Consider the following 22018-nt stretch of genomic DNA (forward strand, 5'->3'; position numbering starts at 1 on the left):
CGGACTCTGTCCGCTCCACGATTGTCGGCCGGGTGGTCTTTCCCCTTCCACCCGGCTGCAGCATATTCACCCCCGCAGCTGGCTCACCGGCCGTCGGGCCAGCTCACCGACCGTCGGGCCAGCTCACCCGTCGACGGCTGCTCAGTCGTCGACGGCGTCGCGTCCGCGGCGGACGATGATCGGGTCGGGTTCGTAGACGATCGAGGCGTCCTTGTCCTCGTAGTCGAACTGGTTGAGGAAGTAGCGCAGCGCATTGAGCCGTGCCCGCTTCTTGTCATTGCTCTTGATGGTGATCCACGGAGCGTGATCGGTGTCCGTGCGCCGAAACATCTCTTCCTTCGCCGCTGTGTAGTCGTCCCAGCGATCCAGGGATTCGAGGTCCATGGGAGAGAGCTTCCACTGTCGCACCGGGTCGATCTGGCGGATCGCGAAACGGGTTCGCTGTTCCCGCTGGGTCACGGAGAACCAGAACTTGGTGACGTGGATATCGGAGTCGATGAGCATCTTCTCGAACAGCGGGGCCTGTTCCATGAACGTCTCGTACTCGTCGTCGGTGCAGAAGTTCATGACGCGCTCGACGTTGGCCCGGTTGTACCAGGACCGGTCGAACATGACGAACTCACCGCTGGTGGGCAGGTGACTGATATAGCGCTGGAAGTACCATTGCCCCGCCTCCTTGTCCGAGGGCTTATTCAGTGCCACGACGCGTGCCGCACGCGGATTGAGATGCTCGGTGAAGCGTTTGATCGTCCCACCCTTGCCAGCAGCGTCACGGCCTTCGAATACGATGACATGCTTACGGTCGGTGTCTTGCCCCCAGTACTGGAACTTCAGCAGCTCCACCTGCAGCTGGTACTTCTCGAGCTCGTATTCTTCCCGGTCCATGAGCTCCGGGTACGGGTAGCCTTCGCGCCAGGTCTCTACCGCACACCCCATCGGATCGATGAGGTGCGGGTCCGCGGTGTGCGAGTCCTCGACCGTGTAGCCTTCGACTCGAAGTTTGTCGATGTATTCGCGCAGATTCTCATTGAGCAGGTTGTTCACGGGCGCTCCTTCACATCGACAGCATCGGTCTTCTTCAGCGGCTTGGCCTCGTCATGTCGGGGTCGTCACCAGTCCTCAGGCACAGTACTGAGCAAAGATGAACATCAGGTTATCCGATCGATGTCGTGTTTCGGGATGATTCCAAGGCTGAGCAGGGGTGCCGCCGCGACGAAGGCGAATGACAGCGGGTAGCCGAACACGGTGATCAGCGCTCCGAATCCCGGCCCTAAAATTGCGGACATGGCGAACTGGCCGGTGTTCTGAGTTCCCATCGCCTTGCCGGACCATCGGGGCCCCGCCGCCTCTGCGACCGAGGCGAAGGCAAGTCCGTTGTCAGCAACCGAGACCGCAGAGGCCAGGATGAACACCACAGACGCGGTGATCGGCTTCGGGCTCAATGAGAGCAGCGCAATCGCCGCGACGAAGACCACTGCAGCGATCGCGACGACCCGCAGCAGCCCCACCCGGGAACCGAGTCGATCGGAGAGCCCACCGACGACCATTCGACCGAGAGCTCCCACGATCTGAGAGGCGGCGACGATGCCGCCAGCGATTCCAGCGCTGATGTGCTGATTCGCGATGAGCCAGATGAGACCGTAGGTGGCGAACGCGAACTGGGGGATGACGAGCAGCGCGGAGACACCATGGATTCGCCACAAGAAGGAATCCATCCGGTACGGATTCGTCATCTTCGCTGGTTCCCCCCGAAGTTCCGGCTCAGGGGCGGGTGCCAGTCGTGCATCGTCCGCAGAGGTTCGTGCGACGGCGGCCTCCACCCCCGCACCGGGAGGGTTCCGAACGAAGGCAAAGCACACGACGGTCATGGCACCGGTCAGGACAACGACGAACCAGAGGTAGGCGGTGAGTCCGTGGGCCGCGGCGATGGGCGGAATTGCCAATGCGGCCACACTGGTGCCCAAGGGCGGAGACATCTGTCGGATTCCCATGGCGAGCCCGCGGCGATGCCGGGGGAACCAGCCCATGACGACGCGACCGCTGGCAGAGTTCACCGAGGCGGCCGCAGCACCGGATGCGGCGATGCCGATGACGGTCCACACCGGTGAATCGACAACGAGCACTGCCAGCGCGCACGCCACCGCCGTCAGACCGATGCCAAGGGTCATCGCCAGTCGTTCGCCGAACCTGTCGGCGAAAGCGCCCCAGGCGATGAGTGTCACGATGAGGCCGAAGCTGGGGGCCGCGGCCACGGTGCCGGCCTGGGCGAGCGTGTAGTCGAGTTCCGTGTGCATATACGGAATGAGGAAGGCCGGCCCGGTAATCGCGACAGTGGCCGCCATCTGTGACAGCACTCCGATGACGAGGATCACCCAGGCCTGTCTGCTGGGCGGATTCACTGTCATGTGTTTGAGACTAGCCGTCTCACGTACGGCTCGGTGTCGTGTCTCAGATCGCGGCGGACGCCGCACTGCCGTGTCTCGGATCGCGGCAGACCTCGCTACGCTATAAAGTGAGTGCTGGCGTTGCGATTGCAGTGCACGCACATCCCCCTATAGCCCAATCGGCAGAGGCAGTCGACTTAAAATCGATCAAGTGTGGGTTCGAGTCCCACTGGGGGGACATTTTTCTGCCCGCCACTCTCTTCATCCCTGCGCACAATCTGATCATTCGCCGAAGGCAAGCACAGGAGATTCACCATCATGGCCGCGACCTAGCCGACTCGTCGTCCTCGGCGGAAGTCTTCGTCTACCCTGGCGACCAGCATCTCTTCACCGACTCAGCTCTGGATTCTTTCGACGCGGTCGCGAGTGCGCTGCTGCCGAAACGGGCTCGTGGGTTCCTCGCCGCCTTCTGAGCGTCGCACACACGGAACGTAGGAACGCGGGGAGGTTCGCATCCGGCCGTTCGCCCAGGCAAGATGGTGACATGACGAATGTTCTGCTCACCCCGCAGGGTCCGCCTCTGTCAGTCGGCGGTGTGGAAGATCCCAGCGTCGCCACCACACCGGGACCTGCCGTTCTCTTCGCGACTCCAGCGACTTCGGGAGATGTCGGCCGAGACTCAGCACCTGAGACGCCGGAGGCAGAAAGCACCGTGGCTACTGCGTCCAACCGCCCTCTGGCTTACCGCGAAGCAGGTGCCGATTGGCACCAGCTCGGCTATGAGGCAGTCGATCACTGGGAGGGCCTCTCCCCCGAATTGCGTCAGCGACTGATCGCCGACAGGACGGCGCAGCTCAGCCGTGAGGAGTACTCGACCACCACCGATGGCGCGAGTGCGTCGATGATCACGAGCAACTGGACCTACTTCGGTTCGCCTCGCATGTACCGCGTCGCGGGTGAGCTGCGCGAACTCGCCGAGGTGCTCGCGGAGATCACCAGTGATTGACGCCTGAGTCCAGTCCCCGTTCCCGGCTGTCGACTCGATGGCATCGTTGACGGCATTGCGGAGCTCGTCGTCTCCCTGGGCAGGTCAGTTCCACAGTGGTCTTCGGAAAACGGCGAACCACCATCGAAATACGCGCGTCGGCCGGACGGTCTGGGCGCAGTCCACTCGCGGAGGAAGCTGGGCTCGAACCTCAGATTCTCCGGGCCGATCCCCCAGACCTTCTGAGCCCACCTCGCAAGGAAAGACAAGAACGCCGGGAGTGCAGCAGTTGCACTCCCGGCGTTCTTCAGACCTCATCAAGGTTCACATCACGATGACGACCAGATGCGAATCCTGTACTCAGGTCTCAGGCTTTAGCGGCTTCCTTCTTGGGAGCCGGCTTTGAGTTGGCTGCCTCGACGAAGTTCCTCCGAGGAACATCGAGATCGGCCAACGGCATCGCGTCGCGGCCGACGATTGCGTTGAGGATCCAGTTGCCGAAGACCTTGACCTTGCGGTCCATCGTCGGGATCGCGTAGCCGTGGTAGGCACGGTGCATCAGCCAAGCGAGGACGCCACGGGCTTCGAAGTCGCCCATCTGCGAAACGCCCTTGTACAGGCCGAGGCCGGCCACGGAGCCGATGGTCTTGTGGAAGTACTGTTTGAACTCGGTCTCTCCGCGCAGCGCGGCGAGAACGTTGGCAGCCAGCACTGGCGCCTGGCGCACGGCGTGCTGAGCGTTGGGCACGCAGTAGCCACCCACGCCGCCACCGGAGAGATCAGGCACAGCAGCGTTGTCACCGGCAGCCCATGCGCCTTCGACCACACCGTTGTCGCCCTCGATGCGCAGATCGGCGCGCACGGTCACACGACCGCGCTCATCGAGCGGAAGGTCTGAGTCGACGAGGATCGGGTTGGCTTTGACGCCAGCCGACCACACGATGGTGTCGGCGTCGAATTCTTCGCCGCTGGAGAGCTTGACGTGCTTGTCGGTGCAGTCCTGGAGGAAGGTCTCGAGGTACACGTCGATGCCGCGTTCGCGCATGTGCTCGACGACCCAGCGAGCCTGAGCTTCGCCGACTTCGGGCATGACACGGTCGAGTGCTTCGACGAGAACGAAGCGGACATCGGCTTCGGTCAGCGTCTCGTACTGAGCCACCGCGGACCGGACGACGTCTTCGAGCTCGGCAAGGAGTTCGATGCCGGCGAATCCGCCACCGACGAAGACGAAGGTCAGCGCCTTGCGACGCTCGTCATCGTCTTCCATCAGCGAGGCATCGGCCAAGCGGCTGAGGAGGTGATCGCGCAGTGCGACGGCTTCCTCGATGCGCTTGAGCCCAATGGCGTTCTCCTTGAGACCGGGGATCGGCAGGGCACGTGCCACCGAACCGGCAGCCATGATGATGTGGTCGTAGTCGAGCTCGAACGCTTCATCGTTCTCCGGCTCGACGGTGACGAACTTATCGCCGTGGTTGATCGAGGTGACCTTCGCGGTGATGACCTCAGCACCGGAGAGGTTGCGACGCAGCGGCACGACGGCGTGACGCGGTTCGATGGACCCGGCTGCCACCTCGGGGAGGAACGGCAGGTAGGTCATGTAGGGGTTGGGATCGACCACGGTCACTGTGGCTTCGCCACGACCGAGGTTCTTCAACAGATTCTGAGCGGTAACGAGACCAAGGTAGCCGCCACCAACGACGAGGATTCGAGGACGCAATTTTGAGTTTCTGATGAGTGCCATAGTCCCATCTTAGGCCCTTGTGAAAACTTTCACGAATTGCATCTCGACGCTCCAGATCAGAGGTTCAGCGCTGGCTTCGTTCACCGGCGGCGCCGGATGAAAACCACTGCGGAGAGCACGAAGAGGATCACCGCGATGAGGCCTCCGACACCCAGCACCGAGAAGCCCAACTTGGGTATCGACTGCGATGAGACAACGTCCTTGGGCGCGACCGCTTTCGGGTTGTCGTCCTGCGCTGGGGTCGCATTCTCAGTCTCAGCCGGGTCGGACTTCGCCCGCCTGTGCATCTCCACCCAATCGGCGAGAGCCTCGGCTGCGCTGGGCACCGTCTTCGGAACGTCCGACTTCATCGCGGCTTTCGGATCGAGGCGACCCCAACCGACGATCGGATCCGGCTTATCCTTTTTGGTCTGCCCCTTGTGTCCGGGGACGGGCTTGGCCGTCGAGGTCAGTTTGGCGGTGACCTCGTCGGCGCTGAGGTCGGGGTCGTCAGCCCGGATCAGCGCTGCCACTCCGGAGACGATGGGTGAGGCGAACGAACATCCTTGCCCCTCTGCGTAGCCGCCTGAGTAGTAAGGGATCGGAATGTCTGCCGCCGGCCCCATGAGATCCACAGCTGTTCCAGGAGCGGTCGACTCGGACTGAACACGGTCGTTCTTGCCCAGTCCGCCGACGCCGATGACTCCGGGCACCGTCGATGGTGACCACGCCTGAGTCGCCCCCTGAGAGGCGTTGCCGACACAGGCGACGATGACAACGTCCTTCTCATAGGCGTAGGCGAAGGATTCGTCCCAGCTGGCGGGCCAGGCAGGATCGTCCCAGCCCAGCGACATGTTGATGACCTTGGCTCCGGAATCCACGGCCCATCGGATAGCTTTGTCGGCCTGCTCGCGAGTGGAGCCTGATTCCTTCGGGCGGTCGGGCCCCAACCACATCGAGGCAGACAGGATATCGACGTCGGGGGCGACTCCCGTCGGCCCGGCTCCCTTGCCCTGTCCGGCGATGACGCCGGCTACGGCTGTGCCGTGGTGGATCGTGGTCTTGCCGCCGATCGGCGTTTTGCCGTCTTTGTCGAGTCCGCTGAAGTCCTTGGACTTGCTCACCACGCCGCGAAGGTCTTCGTGCTTGGCGTTGACCCCGGAATCGATGACAGCGACCTTCACCCCTTTGCCTGTGGACTTCTTCCACAGATCGTCGATGCCGTAGTCCTTGATGAACCACTGACCCGGGCCAGGCTCCGGCGCGGCCATGGCAGGTTGAGTCGTGCCCATGACCAGTCCCAGCACAAGGGATCCGATGACGGCGAATTTCGCGGTGCGCTGTCCAGCACGTGGACGTTTGGATGCTGTCGGTGTCCGCGCAGCGGCGGGCCTCACGACTGCCGGCGCGCGAGATCGAGCGCGGTGCCGTCGAGGATGTCCGTCTCCGAGACCATGATGTCGAGTTCGGCTCCCACACCTTTGACTGCGGAGTCGATGCGGGCCGCGATTCGCGCGAACAGCAGTCCCCCCGCCGCGATGACGTCGACGCGTCCGGGGTGCATGTATGGCAGTGCCGCACGGGCCTCACGCCCCATGCCCAACAGTTCGTCGGCCTCGCCGTCGATGTCTGCCACGCGCAGATGGGTGCCGTGGATGCGCTCGCGCTGGTAGCTGTCGAGGTCGAGGATTCCCGCGGTCAGTGTGGTGACGGTGCCTGCGACTCCGATCATCGTCCGCGGAGCAGCGAGATCGACGATCTCTGCCGCCTTGTCGAGGTTGGCGTCGATGTCCTCGATGGCCGCCTGGACCTGCGCCGGGTCGGGGATGTCGACGGACATGTGACGTTCGGTCAGGCGCACGGACCCGATGTCCATGCTGACCGCCGAGGTGACGCTTTCGGTGCCGAGGACCAGCTCGGTTGAGCCCCCGCCAAGATCCATGACAAGGAACGGGCCGCTCTTCGCGTCGTGTCCGACGGTGGCGCCGAGGAATGACAGGTGGGCCTCTTCGTCACCGGTGATGACGTCGGGCACGACGCCCAGGATGCCGAAGATGCCTGCGGAGAATTCGTCACGGTTCTTCACATCACGGCTGGCGGAGGTGGCGACGAATCTCAGCTTCTCCGGTGAGAACTCGGCGGCCACCTCGGCGAATTCCCGGGCTGCGGTGAATGTGCGCTCGAGCGCTTCGGGGGCGAACTCACCCGTCGCGTCCACTCCCTGGCCGAGGCGCACGATCCGGGTCTCGCGACGAAGCTCGGTCATCTGCCCCTGCGCATCGACGTCGGCGATGAGCAGACGCAGGGAGTTGGTCCCACAGTCGAAGGCGGCAACTCGCATGAGCCTCTCCTATTCGCTTGCTTCGGCTGAAGAGTTTTCTGCGCCCGCCGGGGTGGGGACGTCGGTCATGAAGGAGATTGCGCGGTCGCCGATCGGGTTGAGACCGGGCCCAGCGGCCAGGGAATGTCCGACCAGAGCGTGCAGGCATTTCACACGGTTGGGCATGCCACCGGCGGAGTAGTCCTTGATCTCGGTCACCTCGGCGATGCCGGCTGTCTCACCGATCTCGGAGCGTGTCGCGAGGTAGGCGGAGTGGGCCTTGGCGTAGGCAGCTGTGAGCTCTTCGTCCTCGGCGAGCTCAGCGGTCCACTCGGCCATAATTCCAGAGGCCTCGAGGCGCGAGCACTCGGTGACGAAGGCGGGGTGTGTGAGGTAGAAGGCAGTGGGGAACGGTGAGCCGTCCTCGAGTCTGGGAGCAGTGGCGACAACCAGAGGCTCACCCGATGTGCTGCGGGCGGCAACCCCGACGACGCCGCGCGGAATCCGCCCGAGCTGGTCCTTCAGGATGGCGAAGTCCGCCTCGGTGCACTCTGTGATCATCAGCCCTTCTCCACGGTATTGCCGACCTCTTGAATCGACTCCAGCAACTCAAGGTACCAGGCTTGTTTGCGTTGCGGGCGGTCCGTATCCGAATCGTCACCGTCGATCGCCTCTTGGTTGGTGACGATGACCGCGTTCTTGCCCTCTTCCACGTAGTACTGATCCTTGCGGGCCTTGCGTTTGATGTACGCCGGGTCCTTGAGATTCTCGTTCCGCTCCTCCAGCCCCTGGACTTCGGACTTCGTCGATTCGATCTCGCTGTTGAGCGCGGCGATCTGCTGTGCCTGCTTGAGGGCTGAGTTGATCGAGGGCAGGAAGGTGACGAGCACGATGGCGATGACGAGGAGGAAGACGCCAGTCTGCCAGGACAGTTTCCGTTTGCGAGTATCTTCGGTGGGCTGAGCCTCGACGACCGGTGTGGGGCGTCGACGGGGAGCGGCTCTGCCCGGAGCCGATTTGGGGGCGCTGTTTCTAGGCTTACTCGGAACCATGTCTCTTTCCTCTGCGACCGGGGATGGGGAAGGCAGTCGCAACACATCTAAGTCTGCCGTGTCAGCATCCGGACTGCGAGGATTTGGGGGCCGTGGCGTGTTCTATTTTTCGAAAGCCGGCATCCACCGGGCGGCTTCGGTCGCGTCACCTGCCCGCATCGGACGCCCGCGGCCTGTCCGCCTCCGCCTCGGTCGCCCGTGGCGTGCCCGCCACCGTCTTGGGGCCACGCCCTACCTGCACCACTGCGTCATACAAGCAATTCGGCTACCAGCACCGCTGACTCTAAAACCTCCCGCTGCTGATGGGTGAATTGGAAGTTACGGTACGGGGTGCGAAATCTGCGGCCCCGCACTGCACCCCCTCCGCATGCTCGAATGCCCGCCAGCACTGCGGAATTCCCTGATCCCGCTGTCCGCGTCCACCGCAATCACTACCTATCCACAGGCTTATGCACAGGTTGAATATTCATCATTGCGCTTTCTCATCTTTTGATGCAGTTGAATATCATGTACAAGATTATGACCACACGACAGATCATCCGACTCGGATTCACTCACGCAGACATCCGGCGTGTCCGAAGCTGCTGCGTTCGTCGCCTGTCGCGCGGCGTCTATTCGGTCAGACATGTCTGCGCCGAGGAAGACCACCGGCGGCTGTGGGCGAGCATTGATGAAGGAACGCATTCGGAGTTCACAGAGCACGGAGACATCCGTGATGAGATCGCAGAGCTCGACGCCGCAGTCATGGCGCGATGCGAAGTCAGATTCCAAACACAGGGGCAGCAGGAACGTCGGGCAGAATCTGACGCCGCCGCTGGGTCATCCGCATCAATGCGAACGTCGTCTGCTTCACCCCCACCCGAGGTGTTCTCGCACATCTCCGCTGCTCTCATCCACGGCCTGCCTATTGCTTACCCTGTCACCCACCAGGTGGAGGTAGTGCGCCCCGGAGTCAACCGCAGGTTCAAGAGCATCCATGTCAGCGGCGTGACAATACCGAAGCATCACCGGCAGGGAGTTCGCGGGACCGAGGTGACAACGCTCGAACGCACACTCATTGATGTGGCTCGCACATACAACCCCGATATCTCGGTTTCCATGCTCGACAACGCTTTGCGCCGCGGCCTGACGACGCGGGAGAAGATCCTCGTGACGCTGGCACAATGTGTGGAGACGAGGAACACCAAGAAAGTTCATCGCGCTCTCGACCTGGCCGATGCCCGTCGCGAATCTCCCGCCGAATCGATCGCCGCGGTCAGATTCTTCCAACACGGATTCGTCGGCTTCGTCCCCCAAGTCGAGTTCGACGTGACCTCACAGCGGGCAAAGGTTCGCGTCGACTTCTGCCACCGGGCAGCTCGGCTGATCGTTGAAATCGACGGAATCGGGAAGTTGTATCTTGGCTCGGGAGTGCCACGTGAGGAACTCGAACGCGAAAGGCGCAGAGAGCAAGGGCTGCGTGATCAAGGATGGCGAGTCATCAGAATCAGCTGGAAAGAGCTGTTCAAAGAGTCGAAGTTCGAGGAGATCAGGCGAGTTCTCATGGGAACCAAATGATTGTCCGAAGATGCTCTCAGAGGTCGCAGCTGCTGCAACAGTTGCAATGGCCGCCCCTCACCCGCAGCTTCGTGAACAACCTCTGCAGCAGTATGAATTGCGCGGGACGGGTGGACTTGGGTGACTCCCGGGGTGCTCTGCGAATCCCAGGAGGTTTTGTGACCGCCGGGACGCCGCGCTTCCTCCGGAGGGTTTTGGAGATGAATAGCGCCGAGGCGGGGGGCAGGGGGCCATTGATGATAAACTGACCCCCGCCTCGGGGACGAAGCCATTCAGCCGTCGAAGCGTGGGAAGGCTCCTCGGCCGGCATAGCGGGCGGCGTCGCCGAGCTGCTCTTCGATACGCAGCAGCTGGTTGTACTTAGCCACGCGCTCGGACCGTGCCGGAGCGCCGGCCTTGATCTGGCCTGCGTTCGTGGCAACGGCCAGATCGGCGATCGTCGTGTCCTCGGTTTCACCCGAACGGTGAGAGATCATCGTCGTGTAGCCGTTGGTCTGCGCCAGCGACACTGCGTCGAGGGTTTCCGTCAGCGTGCCGATCTGGTTGACCTTGACCAGCAGCGAGTTGGCGGTGCTGTTGTCGATGCCGCGCTGGAGGCGCTCGGGGTTCGTCACGAACAGGTCGTCGCCGACGAGCTGAACCTTTGAGCCGATGGACGCGGTCAGGGTGGCCCAACCTTCCCAATCGTTCTCGTCGAGTGGATCTTCGATCGACACCAGCGGGTATTTGGCAAGCAGGCCCTCATAGTAGGCAGCCATGTCCTGAGCCGACTTCTTATCGCCTTCGAATTCGTAGGCTCCATCGGAGTAGAACTCGGAAGATGCCACATCAAGTGCCACCGCGATGTCGCGGCCCGGACGATGCCCAGCGAGTTCGATGGCCTCGAGGATGAGGTCGAGTGCCGCGGCGTTGGAGTCGAGGTTCGGTGCAAACCCGCCCTCATCGCCGAGGCCGGTGGACAGGCCGCGCTCCTTGAGCACGCCCTTGAGCGCGTGATAGACCTCGACGCTCCACTGCAGACCCTCTTGGAAACTGGCCGCTCCGATCGGGGCGATCATGAATTCCTGGATGTCGACGTTGGAATCAGCGTGCGACCCACCGTTGAGGATGTTCATCATCGGAACGGGCATGACGTGGGCATTCGGTCCGCCCAGGTAGCGGTAGAGCGGCAGGTCCGCGGACACGGCTGCTGCACGAGCAACTGCCAGCGAGGTGCCCAGGATGGCATTGGCACCCAGGCGGGATTTGTTCTCGGTTCCATCGAGGTCGATCAGGGCCTGGTCGACCAAACGCTGATCATCACTTTCGAGACCGACGATAGCTTCGTGGATCTCATCGACGACTGCGTCAACAGCACTGGTGACGCCTTTGCCCAGGTAACGTTCCGGGTCTCCGTCGCGCAGCTCAACAGCTTCGAACTCACCGGTGGAGGCACCGGAGGGGACACCAGCACGACCGACGGATTCGTCGGCCAACAGCACTTCCACCTCTACGGTGGGATTTGCCCGGGAATCCAGGATTTCACGGGCGTTTGCGGCAACAATCTCAGCCACTGATTACTCCTTCGCAATTGGTTTCACATGGGGAACATGTGCCTGCAGGACAGCTTAGTGTACCGAAGGACCGAGCTCATTTTCAGTCCCGGATGGTTTCTACTCTGTCGGCAGGCGTCAACAGCTGCCCGCGCAGTCTATCCGGGCTCGCCGGGTCCATTCCATGCTCGAGCAGATAGGATTCGACTCCGTTCTTGGCATACTGCGCGTCGATGGAGTCGAGGGTATTCGCCATGAGTTCCGGCGGTGCCGCTGTTGCAGTCTCGGCGAGGTTCCCGGAGATTCCGGCGTCGGAGAAGTTCCTGATGATGTTCTCGAGGAATCCTCCTGACAGGTACTGCGAGGTAATCGCATACTCCTCGAGGATCTCGTGACGCCCAACGCCCAGAAGGGTGAGGATGAAGGCGGCGACGACACCGGTCCGGTCTTTGCCGGCAGAGCAGTGGAAGACCACTCCGCCTTCGCAACGCTGTGCAACGACGTCGACTGCCATGGCCAAACGGGGTCCGAAATGACCGATCATGAGGTGATAGATCTTGCTCAGCGAGCGATCGGAGAGGTCCATCCCGGTTGCCTCGGCGGCCTTCGCCATCTCCTCGCGGCTGAGCTGTTTCGCGGGGAAGAAGTGATCGTCGAAGATGGGCAGCTCGATGTGTTCCACCTCGAGTCCCTCGAGCGCATCGGGCAACTTGGAGCGTTCTCCGACGTCACGCAGATCCACGACGGTTCTGATCCCGAGTGCTCTGATGTCGACTCGCGACCTGTCGGTGAGTTGAGCGAGACCGTCGGAGCGGTAGACCTTCCCCGTTCCGACTCTCGACTCCCCCGCCGAGGTGGGAGATCCTCCGATGTCACGGAAGTTGAATGTGCCTTCGATGTCGATGCGGTCCAAGCTCACTGATTCGTGTCTTTCTGCTGTTTCTCTTCGGTCTTGATCCGGCGGTACTCCCGCTCGACGTCCTCTAGGGAGGCCATCTGCTCATCGCTGGCGTCCTCACCGAACGCCAGGGGATGGCGGCGGATGAGTTTTGCTTCCAGCCCTTCGACGATCGTCCCCAAGGTGTGCCCGTAGGGAGCGGAGCCACTCTCGTCCAGCAGAGCGGAGTGGAAGAGCACCTGGTAGAAGACGTCGCCGAGCTCCTCGACGACGGCGGCGCGGTGGTCCGGGTTCGGATCGGCTCGGTAGTCTGCAAGCGCTTCGATGAGCTCTTCGGTCTCTTCACGCGCATACTTCTCGAGGCTGCTGTGGTCCTGCCGGCTCGACCAGGGGCACCGGCGCCGCAGTGTCGCCATTGCCTCGATTGCTCCCTGCGTCCGAGCACCGACGACGCCCGCTGTCTCTGACTGCTCCACTGTTGTGACACCTTCCGATTCCTGCGCCGCTGCGAGGGCTCGACGCGCTATGAGGGTCGAACAATAAGAATGACCCCCACCGCAAGCGCGATGGGGGTCGAGTTCTGCATTACTTGCTGAACTTGTCCTTGACGTCGTTTCCGAGGTCCTTGACCTTCTCGCCGACCTGCTTGGTCTTGCCCTTGAGCTGGTCTGCGGAGCCCTCTGCCTTGAGCTCATCATCGCCGGTGGCTTCACCGACGGTCTCCTTGGCCTTGCCAGAGAATTCTTCGGCTTTGTTGTCGAACTTGTCGTCAAAACCCATGGTGGCTCTCCTTAAGTCTCACGGTACTTCTGTACCCGTATTCTCACTCTACGCCAGGAACAGCGGATGAATGTGAGTTTTCAGAATACGTGCAGATTCCAATCGAGTCGATCATCGTGGTTCAATCGTTGCGGCATTTTGGCATGCAGACTCCAGCCTCGACGACCTCGGAGGCGACGACTGGGACGATCGCGTCGAGGAACTGGTGGGCCCAACGCAGGATGTCGGAATCCGTCATCTCCTTCGCATCGAAGCCGCTTCCGGACATCGGCTTGGGCACGAGCACCGACCGGATCGCGGGCTTGAGCAGCGACTTCGGGTACAGGCGTTTGAGGCGCACGACCTGCGAATCCTCGAGCTCGAGCGGACCGAAGCGGACGAAGTTGCCTTGGACGACGATGTCGTTGATGCCCGAGGCTTTGGCTCTGATCCGCAGCCGGGCGACATCGGCGAGAACTCCCACAGCTTCTGGGTAGGGACCATACCGATCGACGAGTTCGTCGAGGACTTCCTGCAGCTGGTTCTCGTTGGCCGCTGCCGCGAGTTTCCGATAGGCCTCAAGTCGCAGACGTTCGTGGGCAACGTATTCGGCCGGCAGGTGCGCGTCGACAGGAAGTTCGATCCGCATGTCTGCCTCCGGTTCCGTGTCCTCGCCACGGAAGTTCGCAACGGCCTCTCCCACGAGGCGCACGTAGAGGTCGAATCCGACCCCTTCGATCTGCCCGGACTGCTGCCCGCCGAGGAGGTTGCCGGCGCCGCGGATCTCGAGGTCTTTCATGGCCACCTGCATGCCAGCGCCGAGTTCGGTGTGGGCGGCCAGCGTCGTCAGCCGATCGTGGGCAGTCTCCGTGAGCTGGGTGTCTGCCGGGTAGAGGAAGTAGGCGTAGGCACGTTCTCTGCCGCGTCCGACTCGACCCCGCAGCTGGTGCAGCTGGGACAGCCCGAACCGATCAGCATGATCGATGATGAGCGTGTTGGCGTTGGAGATGTCGATGCCGGTCTCGACGATGGTCGTGCACACGAGCACGTCGAACTTCTTCTCCCAGAAGTCGACGATGACCTGCTCCAGTCGCTGTTCGTTCATCTTTCCGTGGGCAATCGCGATCCGAGCCTCGGGGACGAGTTCGGCGATGTGACCGGCCACGGATTCGATGTCCTTGACGCGGTTGTGGATATAGAAGACCTGGCCCTCGCGCATCAGTTCACGACGGATCGCGGCCTTGATCTGCTTGTCCTCTTTCTTGCCCACATAGGTCAGCACCGGATGGCGCTCCTCGGGCGGGGTGGCCAGGGTCGACATCTCGCGGATGCCGGTCACTGCCATCTCCAGGGTCCGCGGGATCGGAGTCGCGGACATCGCGAGCACGTCGACGTTCGTGCGCATCGCCTTGAGCGTCTCCTTGTGCTCGACGCCGAAGCGCTGCTCCTCGTCGATGATGACCAGTCCCAGGCTCTTGAATCTCACCTCGCCGCTGAGCAGGCGGTGCGTGCCGATGACCAGATCGAGTTTGCCCGCGGCCAGATCCTCGACGACTTTGTCCGACTCCTTCTTAGTCTGGAAGCGCGAGAGTGCACCGACGGTGACGGGGAACCCCGAGTAGCGTTCGGCGAAGGTCTCGAAGTGCTGCTGGACAAGCAGTGTCGTAGGGACGAGCACAGCGACCTGCTTGCCGTCCTGGATCGCCTTGAACGCGGCGCGAACCGCGATCTCGGTCTTACCGTAGCCGACATCGCCGCAGATCAGACGATCCATCGGCACAGCCTTCTCCATATCCCCCTTGACCTCGTCGATGGTCGTCAGCTGGTCGGCTGTCTCCACGTAGTGGAAGGCATCCTCCAGTTCACGCTGCCACGGGGTATCGGGCCCGTAGGTGTGACCGACGGTGGCCTGACGAGCGGAGTAGAGGCGAACGAGTTCTCCCGCGATCTCTTTGACCGCTTTCCTGGCCTTGGCCTTTGTCGTCGACCAGTCGGCGCCGCCCATCTTGTTCAGGCTCGGGCTCTCCCCGCCGACGTAGCGACTGACCTGGTCGAGCGCGTCGCTGGGCACATACAGGCGGTCGCCGGGCTGGCCGCGTTTGGCTGGGGCGTATTCGATGATGAGGTATTCGCGGGTGTGCTTGTTCGGGCCCTTGCCGGTCGTTCGCTGCGTCATCTCAACGAACTTGCCGACACCGTGCTGGTCGTGGACGACGTAGTCCCCGGGTGCCAGGTTGAGCGGGTCCACCTGATTGCGTTTTCGTCGGGTGGGCAGGCGACGCATGTCCCTCGTGGAGGTGGCTGCGGCGCGACCGAGCACTTCGGCTTCTGTGAGCACAGCCAGTTTGAGGTCGTCGAAGACGAATCCGCCGAAGGGCGCGGCTGTGGTCACGGTCACCAGAGCTTCTGCAATGTCTGTCGGGTCATCGACGAAGGTCGCCGGCACGCCAGCCTCCGAGAACACCTCGACCATGCGCTGGCCCGGCCCCTGTCCTTCAGTGAGCACGAGGATGCGCCACCTGTCGTGGATGAGTCCCTTGACGTCGGTGAGAATCGCCTCGACGTCACCGGCATATCCTCGAGGTGCGCGAGCCGGAACGGAGAACAGATTCTCCGCGGGTGAGACGAGTTCTTCGTCGGTGGCGAATCCGCCGAGCTCCCACCAGGCCAAGCCGATGAGGCGAGCGCCGGCTTCCATCTCTTCCATTGTCCGGAACGTCGCAGCAGACAGGTCGATCGGGGATTCGCCGCCGGCTGCGGCCCCTGACCATGCTGCTTCGAGGAATTCGTTCGTCGTCACGACGAGGTCGGCGGCCCTGGCCTGCACCCGTTCGGGTTCGGTGATGATGATCTTTGTGGATTCGGGCAGCAGAGCGATGATCGGCTCCATGCCATCGGCCAGCACCGCCGACAGTGATTCCATGCCTTCGACGGCGACTCCTCCGGCGATCTTGTCGAGCATGTCCGATGCTGCCGGCAGCGTCGGTGACAGTGCGGCCGCACGCTCCCGGATGGAGTCGGTGAGCAGGAGTTCCCGGCAGGGTGGAGCCGACAGCTTCAGTGGCACAGCGTCCGCCTCGGCGCGGATGGATCTCTGGTCGCTGACGGAGAACTCGCGGATCTCGTCGATCTCGTCACCGAAGAATTCGATGCGCAGGGCATGATCCTCGGTCGGTGGGAAGATGTCGACGATGCCGCCGCGAACCGCGAACTCTCCTCGGCGGGAGACCATGTCCACGCGTGAGTAGGCAAGTTCGGTCAGGCGGTGGGAAAGCTGGTCGATCTCGTATTCGTCGCCGACGGCCAATTCCACCGGCTCGATGTCGCCGAGCCCCTTGACCAACGGCTGCAGGAAGGCGCGCACGGGGGCGATGATGAAGGTCAGAGGTCTGTCCGGGCTCGGGTGGGCCAGGCGGTGCAGAATCTGCAGACGCGCTCCGACGGTGTCAGACCGAGGTGAGAGCTTTTCGTGTGGGAGGGTCTCCCAGCTGGGGAAGATCGCGATCGAATCCTCGGCAACCCAGTCCGCCAACGACCGGGCCAGGTCTTCCGCTTCACGCGTGGTGGCCGTGACGATGAGCTGCGGCGCCGAGGTGGACGGATCATTATCAGCCGACACCAGCGTTCGGCGCAGGATCGATGGCCACAGACCTCTGATCGCATCAATCGTTCCACCTGCTGTCTCCGGGTCGTTGAACGCTGAGACGAGGTCAGTGATGGTGGAGTTCTGGCGTGTGAGATCGAGTCCGTTGAGCACCATGCAATTCTAGGCCACCGGCCGGACACGAGAAATCGCGACGACCAGACTCCAACCACTCTTCGTACAAACGTGTGAAGATGAAGACATGGCTTACCGGACCCTGTTCGCATCTGTGGCGGCCGCGGCGCTGCTCCTGTCAGGATGCGCCGCTGAAGAAGAAGTCCCACAACCCGAACACTGGGACTTCCAGACCAGGCCTGACCTGGACCCGCCGAAGTTCGACATCGACGTCAACTCGCAGCCGCCCGCGGAAGAGAATGACCTCAAGACGTTCCTCGGCCTCAAGGGCCAGACTGGCGACGACGAGGAGTCCTGGGTCGGTGGGCTCATCCTCGACTCGGCCGGAGAGCCGGTCTGGATCCGGCAGGGTTCGGGCCAGATGTGGGACCTGCGGGTCCAGGAGTACAAGGACGAACCCGTTCTCACCTGGTGGGAGGGATTGGCCGAGACTCCTCACACCGCCGGTGAGGTCGTCATGCTCGACGACAGCTACAACGAGATCGCACGTGTTGGCATGGGCGGGGATTTAGCCCACAAGACCGTCGATCTGCACGACACGACGATCACCGACGACGGAACGATGCTCCTTGTCTCCTACATCAAGACCCAAACGGATCTCAGCTCCGTCGGTGGCCAGAAGGACGGCTGGGCCTGGGAAGGAGTGGTCCAGGAGGTCGACATCGACTCCGGAGATCCCGTTGTCGAATGGCGATCACTCGACGACGTTCCCATCGACCAGACACAGTCGAAACTCAAGGACGGCGAAGGCACAGAGGAAGAGCCCTTCGACTACATCCATGTCAATTCGGTGTCCGAAGACGACGACGGTGATTCCCTGCTCGTCTCCGCCCGCAACACCCATGCGATCTATCAGCTCGATCGGAAGACAACCGACCTGAACTGGGTGCTGGGCGGATCTGCCAGCGACTTCGAGATGGGCGAGGGGGCGACCTTCGCCTGGCAGCACGACGCCATCCGCCGCGACGACGGCACGATCACCCTCTTCGACAATCATGCCGCGCCCCGCCTCGGCGAGACACGAGGGCTGCGCCTCGACGTCGATGAGGACACGAAGAAGGCCACTGTCGACACCGAGTACCCAGCTCCCGACGACCGCTCATCGGGAAGTCAAGGCAATCTGCAGGAACTCGACAACGGCAATGTGTTCATCGGCTGGGGCTCCGAACCCTACTTCTCGGAATTCACCAACGATGGCAAGCTGCTCTACGATGCCACTTTCACGGGCGGCTCGAATTATCGGGCCTATCGCTTCGCCTGGCAGGCGACCCCGTCAGCACCGCCCACGGCGACGAAGTCCGAACCGGGTGAGGGCATCACTCGGGTGCACATGAGCTGGAACGGAGCGAGCAGAGTCGCGGCCTGGCGCATCCTCAGCGGCGACAGCGAGGAGCAGCTTGAGGAGACTGCAGTCGTCGATCGCACGGGCTTCGAGACCGCGGCTGACATCACGCCCGCCGGCTCCCGGATCGTCGTCGAAGCCGTGGACGAGAACAATGAGCGACTCGGCGCCACTGCGGTGGACTGAGGCACCGGAGATCTCAAGACCGTAACGGGACTAACGGATCGGAAACGATTGCCCGCAGATTTCGGTTCTTCGGCGTTCTCCAAGCTTCATCACCGACAATTGAGGCATGAGTCCCGACCAGTCCCCTCGCTTCACCGCTGAAGAATCCCAGTTCATCTTCGGCAAAGAATCAACTGCCCCCGATTCACCCAGGTCAGGCGGTCACCCGCACGCAGGACAACCTAAGATCGCCAACTTGCGGACCACCGTCAGTCGCGATCACCGATTCTCGCGTTTCGTCCCTGTCCTCGTCCTGCTGGCGATCATGTGGGTCATTGAGATCGTCGACACCATCCTGCCCGCTGATCTCGACATGTTCAGCCTGGCGTCGTGGAACCCACTGTCCCTCTACGGGGTGGTCACGTCTCCCTTCCTGCACTCGGGATTCGGGCACCTCACGGCCAACACGTTCCCCTTCCTCGTTCTCGGCCTGTGCATCGCCATCGAGGGGGCGCGGCGTTTCTGGCTCGTCACCGTCATCACGGCCGTGGTGTCCGGGCTCGGGGCCTGGCTGACGACGCTGCCGGTTGGTCAGCACATCATCGGAGCCTCTGGCATCGTGTTCGGCTTCTTCGGCTACTTGGCCGTGCGCACCTGGTTCACCGACGACGTGCTCCGCAAGATCGTCTACTTCACCATCGGCTTCTTCGTCTTCATCACCTACGGCGCGTCCATGGTCTTCGGAATGATGCCGCAGGCCAATGGGATCTCCTGGCAGGGGCATCTGTTCGGCTTCGCCGGAGGCATCTTCGCAGCCTGGTTCATCCACCGCAAGCGTCCGAGTCGCCCGTCTGAGAAGCGACCGGCGTCTGAGCGGTGATCGCCACTGTCATTTCGAGTGGTATTCGAGCTGCACTTTCTCTAGCCCCTCGACGATGTACATCTCGACGGCATCTGCGATATCCGAGATGAACATCGGAAGTGTTGCGCGTTCGTCCTTGGAAAAGGGTTTGAGAACGTAGTCTGCAGTGTCCTGACGTCCCATGGGACGTCCGACGCCGGCACGGATGCGGGGATAGTTCTTCGTCCCCAGCGCCGATGTCATCGACCGCAGTCCGTTGTGTCCGCCCTCTCCCCCGCCGACCTTGGCCTTGATCGAGTCGAAGGCAATGTCCACGTCGTCGTGGACGGCGATGATCCGGTCGGTGTCGATCGAATAGAAATCGGCGAGCTGTCTGACCGGGCCGCCGGATTCGTTCATATAGCCCGTCGACGTTGCCAGCACCACTCGTGGCCCCGGAACCCCCGGAACTGAGCCTGAAGGCAGTCGGGACGTGCCGACGTTGGAGCGCAGTTTAGTTCGCGTCAGATTGACGCCGATGCGGTGTGCGAGTTCGGCAATGACCATCTGTCCGATGTTGTGTCGGGTCGATTCGTATTTGGGGCCAGGATTGCCCAGGCCGAAGACCAGCCATGCCTCATTCGTCATCGTCGTCCTTCGCTCGTTCTTTGTCACTGCTCATCGAGGTTGTCCGGTCAGCCAGGATGCCTCACACCTTGCGTGCTCACAGAGCGAATTCGGTGGGCCGTTTCTGCAACGACCCACCGAATTCATACCTCAGGCTGTGCCCAGATGTAGGGCGCAGACGGAAGAGGTCGAGGTCACTCGTCCTCGGACTTCTCCGCTGCTGAGTCCTCGGCCGACTCGTCGGTCGATTCTTCGTCGGTCTCGTCTGCATCCGACTCGGTGTCCATCTCGGCTTCTTCCGAAACGTTGACGACGAGAAGTTCGGGATCGGCAGCGAGTTCGACGCCCGAAGCCAGCTCGACCTGTCCGGCCAGAACGTGCTCGCCGGCGGCGCGGCCATCGACGGTGACCTCGATGTACTCAGGCAGCTTGGTGGCGTCGGCCTTGATGAGGATCGTCGACTCTTCCTGCTGCACCATGGTGCCCGGAACGGATTCACCGATGATGTGGACGGGAACGTCGACCTCGACCTTTTCGCCGCGCTTGACGATGATCAGGTCAAGGTGCTCGATCTGGCGAGTGACCGGATCGGTCTGCACGTCGCGAGCGATTGCGAGAACGTTCTTGGCACCGTCGGTGCTTTCGATCTCGAAGAGGGCGTTGGCGTGCTTGAGAGCCATCATGGTGGCGTGGCCATCAATCGAGATGTGCACAGGATCTCCGCCGTGTCCGTAGACGACTGCGGGGATGCGTCCAGCGCGGCGGGTCCGGCGGGCAGCGCCCTTGCCGAATTCATTGCGGGGTTCGGCGATGAGTTTGAAGTCAGCCATTTTCTCTCCTTCGTGGTGTACTTATCTTGCAAGCACCACGGCGAAACAGCCTTCAACCACACTGCACTGACTCAAATCGGCTCCGAAGTGCCGGTCAGCGTTGTGGGTCAGGACCGCGTCGATAACGGAAACATGTGTTTCCCTCGCCGAGGCAACCCTATGATTCTAGGCCACCTTCATCGGTGGCGCCAAGTCGGGCGGTCACAGCCTCAGCGCAGGCATCGATGCCTGTCTCCGTGAGCAGGATGTCGTAGTGATTCGTGCCGGGCACCTCAATGACTGTCAGGTCCTCCCACCGTTGCCGGTAGGAGGCCACCAGTTCCGGCGGGTAGAGACCGGGCTCGGACGCGACGAGGTCACGTTCGGCGAAGAGGAAGGTCACTTCGGACTGGCGCGCCTGGCTGCTCATGATCTGGTCCAATGCGTTCTGGTAGGCGCCGCCGGAGTACATGTCCGCCGCGTCGGCCTGCATCGCCTCGATGGACGTCGAAGGTTGGAAACTGTGATCGTCCTTGGCCGCGAGATCGTAGACGAAGCTCTCAGTGGCCACAGTGTCGAGGCCATCGACGAAGGCCGGATGCGCGGCGAAGAACGCGAGGTACTCTTCGACCGAGGCGAATGACATCGACAGCCGTTCGGCGGCAGGCCCGAGCACCGCGGCGATGAGGTCATCGGTCTCGAGATCATGGTCGTTGAGATCGTCGGGAGCTTCTGTGGCTCCGTCTCCCCCGGCCGGCGGCACTGGCAACGGCAGCCCTCCGTCGATGAGGACGGGGCCATGGAAACGATCGGCCACCTCGGCGTCGGAACCGACACCTGCACCCATACCGGCCACTGTCATGGCGACGAACCCGCCCATGGAATGTCCGGCCAGTGTGACCGGCCCAGGCTCGGCGAAGGTGTCGATGGCGACGAGGACGTCTTCGGCATGGGCCTTCATCCCAAACGGTCCACCCAGCAGACGGGAGTCTGCACGTCCGCGCAGGTCGGGCCCGATGATGCGCACCCCGGGCAGCGCCGAGGCGAGACCGGCGAAGAACAGATGGTTCGAGGTGATGCCGTGGATGACGCACACGGTGGGAACGCGACCGGGCCCGTAGGCCACAGGTTCCCAGACGCCGACGGACAGTTCGCCGCCGGAGACGCTCACCCGGTACCGGTTGTAGTCGTGGGACGACATCGTCACGGTTCCCTTCACTCAGTTGTCTCCAGTGTAGATCGAACTCCA

General features: G+C 62.4%; 19 protein-coding genes and 1 tRNA gene. 5 read left to right on the forward strand and 15 right to left on the reverse strand.

The genetic code is table 11. From position 1 onward, the window contains the following. Positions 1–141: 141 nt before the first annotated feature. Positions 142–1044 carry a polyphosphate kinase 2 gene (gene ppk2, locus BANT918_RS09280; RefSeq protein WP_101619966.1) on the reverse strand — a complete coding sequence of 301 codons (903 nt, stop codon included), beginning with the start codon at positions 1042–1044 and terminating at the stop codon, positions 142–144. A gap of 104 nt (positions 1045–1148) precedes the next feature. Further along, on the reverse strand, positions 1149–2471 hold the full coding sequence (locus BANT918_RS09285; protein ID WP_233430422.1) for an MFS transporter: 1323 nt from the start codon (positions 2469–2471) through the stop codon (positions 1149–1151). A 77-nt stretch (positions 2472–2548) separates the two neighbouring features. Here BANT918_RS09285 and BANT918_RS09290 point away from each other — a divergent pair. Both BANT918_RS09290 and BANT918_RS09295 read left to right on the forward strand, forming a co-directional pair. Then, a tRNA-Leu gene (locus tag BANT918_RS09290) sits at positions 2549–2622 on the forward strand. A 306-nt stretch (positions 2623–2928) separates the two neighbouring features. After that, on the forward strand, positions 2929–3390 hold the full coding sequence (locus tag BANT918_RS09295; protein WP_101619968.1) for a hypothetical protein: 462 nt from the start codon (positions 2929–2931) through the stop codon (positions 3388–3390). A gap of 346 nt (positions 3391–3736) precedes the next feature. Here the strand turns inward: BANT918_RS09295 and BANT918_RS09300 are convergent, their stop codons facing one another. The 5 genes from BANT918_RS09300 to BANT918_RS09320 all read right to left on the reverse strand — a co-directional run bounded on the left by BANT918_RS09300 (position 3737) and on the right by BANT918_RS09320 (position 8461). Next, a complete protein-coding gene (locus BANT918_RS09300) occupies positions 3737–5110 on the reverse strand; it encodes an NAD(P)/FAD-dependent oxidoreductase (RefSeq protein WP_101619969.1) in 1374 nt (457 codons plus the stop codon). A gap of 80 nt (positions 5111–5190) precedes the next feature. Next, a complete protein-coding gene (locus tag BANT918_RS09305) occupies positions 5191–6486 on the reverse strand; it encodes a S8 family peptidase (protein WP_101619970.1) in 1296 nt (431 codons plus the stop codon). Then, entirely contained in the window at positions 6483–7430 is a 948-nt protein-coding gene (locus BANT918_RS09310; RefSeq protein ID WP_101619971.1) for a Ppx/GppA phosphatase family protein, read from the reverse strand. The genes BANT918_RS09305 and BANT918_RS09310 overlap by 4 nt, the downstream gene beginning before the upstream one ends. 9 nt (positions 7431–7439) lie before the next feature. After that, positions 7440–7970, reverse strand: a complete 531-nt coding sequence (locus BANT918_RS09315; protein ID WP_101619972.1) for a DUF501 domain-containing protein — start codon at positions 7968–7970, stop codon at positions 7440–7442. Continuing rightward, complete coding sequence (locus tag BANT918_RS09320) at positions 7970–8461, reverse strand: FtsB family cell division protein (RefSeq protein ID WP_101619973.1); 492 nt, start codon at positions 8459–8461, stop codon at positions 7970–7972. Before BANT918_RS09320 ends, BANT918_RS09315 begins: the two co-directional genes overlap by 1 nt. Before the next feature lie 519 nt (positions 8462–8980). On the opposite strand from BANT918_RS09320, the gene BANT918_RS09325 reads away from it, so the two are divergent. Further along, a complete protein-coding gene (locus tag BANT918_RS09325; RefSeq protein ID WP_233430423.1) occupies positions 8981–10018 on the forward strand; it encodes a DUF559 domain-containing protein in 1038 nt (345 codons plus the stop codon). Between the two features lie 272 nt (positions 10019–10290). Here the strand turns inward: BANT918_RS09325 and eno are convergent, their stop codons facing one another. The 5 genes from eno to mfd form a co-directional block, all read right to left on the reverse strand. Continuing rightward, positions 10291–11571: a phosphopyruvate hydratase gene (eno, locus tag BANT918_RS09335; protein ID WP_101619976.1), complete on the reverse strand. Its 1281-nt coding sequence runs from the start codon at positions 11569–11571 to the stop codon at positions 10291–10293. An 82-nt stretch (positions 11572–11653) separates the two neighbouring features. Further along, the gene (locus BANT918_RS09340) at positions 11654–12469 is read right to left on the reverse strand and encodes a tyrosine-protein phosphatase (RefSeq protein WP_101619977.1); all 816 of its coding nucleotides are present in this window, start codon (positions 12467–12469) and stop codon (positions 11654–11656) included. Next, positions 12466–12924, reverse strand: a complete 459-nt coding sequence (locus BANT918_RS09345; protein WP_233430424.1) for a MazG nucleotide pyrophosphohydrolase domain-containing protein — start codon at positions 12922–12924, stop codon at positions 12466–12468. Before BANT918_RS09345 ends, BANT918_RS09340 begins: the two co-directional genes overlap by 4 nt. A 109-nt stretch (positions 12925–13033) precedes the next feature. After that, a complete protein-coding gene (locus BANT918_RS09350; RefSeq protein WP_101619978.1) occupies positions 13034–13228 on the reverse strand; it encodes a CsbD family protein in 195 nt (64 codons plus the stop codon). A gap of 121 nt (positions 13229–13349) precedes the next feature. Then, positions 13350–16967, reverse strand: a complete 3618-nt coding sequence (gene mfd / locus BANT918_RS09355) for a transcription-repair coupling factor (RefSeq protein WP_101619979.1) — start codon at positions 16965–16967, stop codon at positions 13350–13352. 85 nt (positions 16968–17052) lie between these two features. Here mfd and BANT918_RS09360 point away from each other — a divergent pair, with 85 nt between their 5' ends. Beyond that, positions 17053–18513, forward strand: a complete 1461-nt coding sequence (locus BANT918_RS09360; protein ID WP_101619980.1) for an arylsulfotransferase family protein — start codon at positions 17053–17055, stop codon at positions 18511–18513. 106 nt (positions 18514–18619) lie between these two features. Beyond that, positions 18620–19372 (forward strand): rhomboid family intramembrane serine protease, encoded by a 753-nt coding sequence (locus BANT918_RS09365; protein WP_101619981.1) that lies wholly within the window; start codon positions 18620–18622, stop codon positions 19370–19372. Positions 19373–19381: 9 nt separating this feature from the next. Here the strand turns inward: BANT918_RS09365 and pth are convergent, their stop codons facing one another. The 3 genes from pth to BANT918_RS09380 form a co-directional block, all read right to left on the reverse strand. Next, positions 19382–19981: an aminoacyl-tRNA hydrolase gene (pth, locus tag BANT918_RS09370; protein ID WP_101619982.1), complete on the reverse strand. Its 600-nt coding sequence runs from the start codon at positions 19979–19981 to the stop codon at positions 19382–19384. Between the two features lie 173 nt (positions 19982–20154). Then, the gene (locus tag BANT918_RS09375) at positions 20155–20790 is read right to left on the reverse strand and encodes a 50S ribosomal protein L25/general stress protein Ctc (RefSeq protein ID WP_101619983.1); all 636 of its coding nucleotides are present in this window, start codon (positions 20788–20790) and stop codon (positions 20155–20157) included. 157 nt (positions 20791–20947) lie between these two features. Beyond that, positions 20948–21988: an alpha/beta hydrolase gene (locus tag BANT918_RS09380; RefSeq protein ID WP_101619984.1), complete on the reverse strand. Its 1041-nt coding sequence runs from the start codon at positions 21986–21988 to the stop codon at positions 20948–20950. Positions 21989–22018: the final 30 nt, after the last annotated feature.

The sequence above is a fragment of the Brevibacterium antiquum CNRZ 918 genome, assembly GCF_900169145.1.
GTDB lineage: Bacteria > Actinomycetota > Actinomycetes > Actinomycetales > Brevibacteriaceae > Brevibacterium > Brevibacterium koreense.

Bases quoted from the DNA above. Each gene is read 5' to 3' on its own strand.
- mfd (WP_101619979.1), bottom strand. From the start codon at position 16,967: ATGGTGCTCAACGGACTCGATCTCACACGCCAGAACTCCACCATCACT.
- BANT918_RS09310 (WP_101619971.1), bottom strand. From the start codon at position 7,430: ATGCGAGTTGCCGCCTTCGACTGTGGGACCAACTCCCTGCGTCTGCTC.
- BANT918_RS09295 (WP_101619968.1), top strand. From the start codon at position 2,929: ATGACGAATGTTCTGCTCACCCCGCAGGGTCCGCCTCTGTCAGTCGGC.
- BANT918_RS09315 (WP_101619972.1), bottom strand. From the start codon at position 7,970: ATGATCACAGAGTGCACCGAGGCGGACTTCGCCATCCTGAAGGACCAG.
- BANT918_RS09375 (WP_101619983.1), bottom strand. From the start codon at position 20,790: ATGGCTGACTTCAAACTCATCGCCGAACCCCGCAATGAATTCGGCAAG.
- BANT918_RS09320 (WP_101619973.1), bottom strand. From the start codon at position 8,461: ATGGTTCCGAGTAAGCCTAGAAACAGCGCCCCCAAATCGGCTCCGGGC.
- BANT918_RS09360 (WP_101619980.1), top strand. From the start codon at position 17,053: ATGGCTTACCGGACCCTGTTCGCATCTGTGGCGGCCGCGGCGCTGCTC.
- pth (WP_101619982.1), bottom strand. From the start codon at position 19,981: ATGACGAATGAGGCATGGCTGGTCTTCGGCCTGGGCAATCCTGGCCCC.
- BANT918_RS09365 (WP_101619981.1), top strand. From the start codon at position 18,620: ATGAGTCCCGACCAGTCCCCTCGCTTCACCGCTGAAGAATCCCAGTTC.
- BANT918_RS09325 (WP_233430423.1), top strand. From the start codon at position 8,981: ATGACCACACGACAGATCATCCGACTCGGATTCACTCACGCAGACATC.
- BANT918_RS09300 (WP_101619969.1), bottom strand. From the start codon at position 5,110: ATGGCACTCATCAGAAACTCAAAATTGCGTCCTCGAATCCTCGTCGTT.
- BANT918_RS09350 (WP_101619978.1), bottom strand. From the start codon at position 13,228: ATGGGTTTTGACGACAAGTTCGACAACAAAGCCGAAGAATTCTCTGGC.